6 protein-coding genes are annotated in these 5,506 nt (G+C 64.9%); 1 reads left to right on the top strand and 5 read right to left on the bottom strand.

The window, feature by feature from the left end:
* Window positions 1-145 precede the first annotated feature (145 nt).
* From FVA95_RS27260 to FVA95_RS27250, 3 genes are read right to left on the bottom strand one after another with little or no spacing between them, the layout of a single operon-like run.
* Window positions 146-424 (bottom strand): hypothetical protein, encoded by a 279-nt coding sequence (locus tag FVA95_RS27260; RefSeq protein ID WP_149666674.1) that lies wholly within the window; start codon window positions 422-424, stop codon window positions 146-148.
* Window positions 421-621 carry a hypothetical protein gene (locus FVA95_RS27255; protein ID WP_149666673.1) on the bottom strand — a complete coding sequence of 67 codons (201 nt, stop codon included), beginning with the start codon at window positions 619-621 and terminating at the stop codon, window positions 421-423. The genes FVA95_RS27260 and FVA95_RS27255 overlap by 4 nt, the downstream gene beginning before the upstream one ends.
* Before the next feature lie 52 nt (window positions 622-673).
* Window positions 674-958, bottom strand: a complete 285-nt coding sequence (locus tag FVA95_RS27250) for a hypothetical protein (protein ID WP_149666672.1) — start codon at window positions 956-958, stop codon at window positions 674-676.
* A 152-nt stretch (window positions 959-1,110) separates the two neighbouring features.
* Between FVA95_RS27250 and FVA95_RS27245 the strand changes: the two genes are divergently transcribed.
* On the top strand, window positions 1,111-1,878 hold the full coding sequence (locus FVA95_RS27245) for a GntR family transcriptional regulator (protein ID WP_149666671.1): 768 nt from the start codon (window positions 1,111-1,113) through the stop codon (window positions 1,876-1,878).
* A 2,390-nt stretch (window positions 1,879-4,268) separates the two neighbouring features.
* Here the strand turns inward: FVA95_RS27245 and FVA95_RS27235 are convergent.
* Together FVA95_RS27235 and FVA95_RS27230 are read right to left on the bottom strand one after the other, a co-directional pair.
* Complete coding sequence (locus FVA95_RS27235) at window positions 4,269-5,006, bottom strand: SDR family oxidoreductase (RefSeq protein WP_240051765.1); 738 nt, start codon at window positions 5,004-5,006, stop codon at window positions 4,269-4,271.
* A gap of 108 nt (window positions 5,007-5,114) precedes the next feature.
* Window positions 5,115-5,506: transposase (locus FVA95_RS27230; RefSeq protein WP_193564271.1), on the bottom strand; the 392-nt coding region annotated here is incomplete at its 5' end.

Here is a 5,506-nt window from a genome sequence, read left to right as displayed (position 1 = left end):
CGTACTCGACAACCAACCCATCACCCCGCTCCTCTCCTCCGCCTACTTCGTCTGTCCTATGTGGATCAACAGGGTGCACCCGTCCGGTCTCGACCGGCCCACACCCGGGGTCAGCGCGTGAAGCGCAGGACCCGCTTCACCAACGTCACCTGGCGATCCCGACCCGCCGCGCCGTGGACGCAGTCAGGCACGACGTGGGATGCGACGGGGACGCCTCGACCAGACCGCGACGGCCATCGAGATGACGCAGCTCGAACCGCACCCACCCCTTCGGCAACAGGCCGATCGCGATGACCTGCGCCCACTGCCCACCCGCCGAGCCGTAGGAGAAGACCCACCACCCCGGGCGCACCGCCCGCGCCGGACGCTCCCGTGACGCCGTCGCCGCCGCCCGCTCCACCACCGAACCCGGCCGGGCGCTCACCGCGCACCCGCCGGGGGCTCCCCAGCGCCGAGCAGAACCAGCTCCGCCCGCTCCTGCACCGCCACAACCTCCACCACCGCCGACAGATAAGCGCCGTTCACACGCAGACGACGCCACTCCCGCCACCCCACAACCGCACCACACAACGCCTCGACCCTCGCCACCCAGACCGCGACCCACACCAGCACCCCGGCCACGCCGTCCAGCGGACCCGCCGTACCCGACGACGGCGCGCATCCACGACCCGCATCACGCCGCCTCACCGCTCAGAACAGCACCGACCCGGTTCGGCCCCGACCGGCCCCCGGCCGTCGAGAGCGCGACCCTGGCGATCGCACGCCGAGCCTCACGACGCTCCCGGCAGGCGATCCCATACAGCGACGCCCCCGCCGTCTCCTGCTCTACAAGCGAGTCCCACACCTCGCGGGTCACCTCGTCCCAATACCGACGCACGGCCCGGCGGTCCTCGTCGTTGAGCTGCGCCACGCACTCCACGAGCGCGCCGCCCGCATCCGTGTTGTCAATCTCATTCACAGTCGGTCCTCTTCCGGTGCGACAACCGCCACGGTGCTCCGTAGCACCGTTGTACTGTAGCGCTACGGCGCAACGGTGCACAAGAGCAGTTTGGTGCCACGCTGCAGTGGAGCACTACGCTGCGCCGGACGAGACGAGAGAACGGAGCCACCATGGGCGAGGCGAAGATCAACCCACACTCGGGCGTGCCACTCTGGCGGCAAGTCGCCGACGGCCTACTCAGCGACATTCGCGCTAGGCGACTCGACATCAACGATCGAGTTCCCGGCTACCGCGATATCGCAACTACCTGGAGAGTCGGCCCAAGTACCGCTCTCGCAGCGCTCAATCACCTCCGAAACTCCGGAATCATCTCGTCCGACCGCGGCCAGGCCGCCAGAGTCCTCCGGCGCCCCCTCATCACGCGACGCATGGCCGGTCGATACACGCATAATGACGATCGAAGCCCGATATCGGCCGACTTGGATCGCGACTCAGTCACGTCCGCCCCTACCGGAGTCGCCACAACCGAAGCAGCCTCTCGTTCGATTGCTCGCCGCCTAGGAATACCCGAAGGCGACCCGGTCTCTCGGGTGGACTACCTGTGGGTTGATGATGCCGGGCCAATTCAACGGTCAACCCAGTGGGAACCGCTGTCAATAACTGGCGGCACAGCCGCCGAAATCCCACCTTCCAGCGGCGACCCTCACGTAATCGCCAGAATGAACGCAATTGGTGTGACAACGACGCACGTCAACGAGCAGTACTCCGCACGGATGCCCACGCTAGAAGAGTCGGAGGAGCTTGAGATGTCGGAAGGAGTTCCAGTTTTTTTCGTTGAACGAACCCATTTCGCGGATTCGACCCCCGTCGAGACAGCGGACATCTCCATTCGCGGCGACCGAACGATCATCTCTGTCGACCACCCCGTAGGAGAATGAGCCAACCGTGAATCACATCATCTCGGTAGTAACCGCCGTGGACCCAGTCCGAGCCGAGCATCTAGCTGAGACTTGGAGCGCGCTTCGAGCCCAGGAACTTCCGAGGGGATGGGAGTGGGAATGGCTTGTTCAATGCGACGGCAGAGACACCGGTTCGCAACGAGCGGTAATGTCGTCCATCCCAGTCGATGATCCCAGGATCAGCTACGGCGCATCCCGGAAGAGCGGCGTCGCAATCACGCGAACCATGACTCTAGCGCGGGCGCGCGGCTCTCTCGTAAAAACTCTCGATGCAGACGACCGACTCACCGACGGCGCACTCAAACGAGATATCTCCGCACATTCCGATCCGGGAATCAGTTGGTCAGCCGCACGAGTAATCGACGAGCACCTAGACGGCACACGTTCTGAGCACTACCCGTGGAATCCCCCCGCCGGGCGAATAGAGATTGGACAGGCGCGAGACGCCTACGCGAACAACTTTAGAATCTTAGTGCACCCTGCGACACTCTGTATTCGGTATCGCCTGCTCGTAGCGCTAGGCGGATGGATGAGCCTACCTGCCTCAGAAGACACGGCTCTTCTAATGGCACTCAATGGATGCCGCGTCGGATGGTTCTCTGACGAGCCGGGGATGATCTACCGTCGCTGGCCAGAGCAGATGTCGGCAAGCGGCGATCACGCGGACCCGGAAGAGCTAGCCATTCGGCGGCACCTCGTGAGAACACGCAGCGAGGCCACGCGAGACGAGTTCTTATCAGCGCCCTAACACTGACCATCAGCCCCTCCTGTCCGACGCCATCGTAAGATCCGCTGGACGGGAGGGGCGCAGCCGTTCGTAACAATTTCGATGGCGGCAGCCGTGGTGGCGGAGACGGGGAAGCGGTCTCTCCGTCGTAGCGCAAGAGGTCCCAGACCAGCAGAAACAACAGTGACAAGGAGAGTGACGCTGTCACCCGAACGGCCCGGGCGGACGGCACTGCACTGTGAAGCCAAGGCCCACCCTCGAACAGGAGGAGGGCACCACATCGGCGGGGGAACCGCGCGCACCTGTATGCGGACCATCACTCTGCCGCTGGGACCCCCTCAGGTGGCGTGGGAAGGATGCCCCCCCAGCGCAGAACGGCGCTGAGGGCCGCGCGAGCCTTGGTCTGGCCAGGGTCTAAACGGGGTTCCCACTCTCCTTCTGCACTCTGTCACTGCACCACCTCTGAGCAGCACAAACAAAAGTGACAGTGGGAGTAACAGGCTAATGATACTGTCACCCGACAGGCAGGGACCTCGCCGTCGAGGCGGTCCGGCAACGCACTCTCCCATGTTTCAGCGCTGTCTAGCTTGGGACCACTGTAACAGGAGGGCAAACATCCCGCCCGGCGACGGTGGCCAGAACGAGCCCCACGTAGGGGACCTGAGACCGCCGCAGACGCCCTTCTGGCCCCTCAGGTGGCGCCTCAGGGGCCCCGTTGCAGCGAAGAACGGCGCTGAGGCCTCACGACCCCACCACGCGGCCTGGCACGGACCGTCAGGCGCGGTTCTCCCACTCTTCTTCTGTCACTCTGTCACTACACCACTCCTGACCAGCACAAACGAGAGTGACAGTTCGAGTGACAGACCAGTGACACCGTCACCGTGTCACCCGGCGGTTCTGGCGGGCGTATTCCCAGGACGTTCCCAGATGCGCCCGGGAGGTACGTCAACGACAACATCGCGCCTGGTCACGGCATGTGCAGACCCGGACAAGATCCACTCCTCCGGAGGCGGGAGCGCAGGTTCGAATCCTGCCGGGGGCACTTCGAGGATGGGAACCGGTCGCCGGTTCCCCACTTCCAGAACTTTCCCCATCGCCTGCGGTGCCGTTGGTTGCGCTGTTCAGTGCGGCGACGCTGGCAGCGTGGGCAGTCTGCACGGTGTTGCCGGTCAGGGCGATCCGCACCCGCACGGTTCGGCTGATCTTGTCGACGTGTGCCTCCAGGCGCAGCACCTCGAACAGGCGCCGGGCCAGCGTCTCGGGTAGCTGGTCCAGCTAGCAGCGGCCGACGGGTAGCAGGTCGAGCACTGCCGGGTTCGGCTGTTGGACCTGGACCGTGCGCGGTGCTTCGAGGTGCTCGGCGAGCTCCCGAAGCTCCGTGCCACCGAGGCGATGGACTGGTCGCCCTGGCGGGCGACAGCGATGACGTCGCGGCGGAACTCCTCTGGGAACGGCTTGGGCACGATGTCGATCCTTCCAGCGAGGAGTTCGTCCTCACAGGTCTGGAGTCAACCGAACCCTGGGCAGTCCCATTCGGCCATCTAGAGTTGCCGGGAAGCGCTGACCGGCACCTGATCGTGCTGACAGGGGCTCGCTGACACAGCCACAGGCGCTTCAGGAAGATTGACGAGCAACGGAGTGGTCACACCACGCCACCGCTGGCGGCGATGTTCTGGCCGGTGACCCACCCGCCCCGGGGGCTGGCCAGGAACGCCACCACCTCGGCGACCTCGTCGGGGTGCGCAAGCCTCCGGAGCGCCGACATACTGATCGAGATGTCCCTCTGGAAGTCCAGGATGGCGTCGGTGTCGGTCCCCGCAGGTGAGACGGCGTTCACCGTGATCCCACGCGGGCCCAGCTCCCGGGACAACACCCGCACGAACTGCTCCACTGCCCCTTTCACCCCGAGGTAGAGGCCCTGATCCGGGACCCAGGCTTGCGTCCCCGCTGTAGAGAGGGCCACCACTCGCCCCTGGTCCCGGACCCGGCGTGCCGCTTCCCTCAACGTGAGGAACACGCCTCGCAACTGACTGGCGACGATCGTGTCGAAATCCGCCACCGAGTGCTCGGCGAACGGGCTGTTCGACGGGTAACCAGCGTTGGCGACAACGATGTCGAGCTTTCCGAAGCGCCTCTCAGTCTCGTCGAACAGTCCCAAGAGATCGGCTTCGACCTCCACGTCGCCGAGGTGTGCGAACGCGTGCCCACCGCCTTCTTCGATCCCGGCCACGACTTCCTCAGCCAGGTCGATGCGAGAACGGCAGCCCACCGCAACGGCGGCGCCTCGTGCAGCCAGTCGCTGCGCAATCGCACGCCCGATGCCTCGTGACGCACCCGTCACCACTGCGGTCTTTCCCGTGAGATCCCGCTCCATACTCATGGCAACAGACGCTAGAGACCTTCCCCCACTTACCTGGGCCGATGTGACGAGTATCCTTAACGGCCGTTCGATGGGTCTGTAACGAGAACGGTGGTTCCGGCGATGTTGTCAGTAGTGCTCGGCGCCCGGCCAGCGGTCACCGAAAGTGATGGCGAAGGCGTTGAGGACTGGCTTCCAGCGCATCATCCATCGGGTGTGGCCTCGTCCGGTCGGGTCGAGGCTGCGGGTGACAAGGTACAGACATTTCATCGCGGCCTGCTCGCTGGGGAAATGCCCTCGCGCTCGGACCGCTCGCCGGTAGCGGGCGTTCAACGATTCGATCGCGTTCGTCGTACAGATCACCCTCCGGACCTCGATGTCGTAGTCGAGGAACGGCACGAACTCGGTCCAGGCGTTACGCCACAAACGTATCATCGCCGGATAGGCTCGCCCCCACTCGTCATCGAGATCATCCAGCGCGGCTGCAGCGGCATCGGCGGTGGACGCGGTGTAAATAGCTC

The sequence above is a fragment of the Pseudonocardia sp. EV170527-09 genome, from assembly GCF_008369905.1.
Classification (GTDB): Bacteria; Actinomycetota; Actinomycetes; order Mycobacteriales; family Pseudonocardiaceae; genus Pseudonocardia.
The sequence above is the reverse complement of the archived record's forward strand: the minus strand, read 5'-3'. Positions and strand labels throughout refer to the sequence as shown.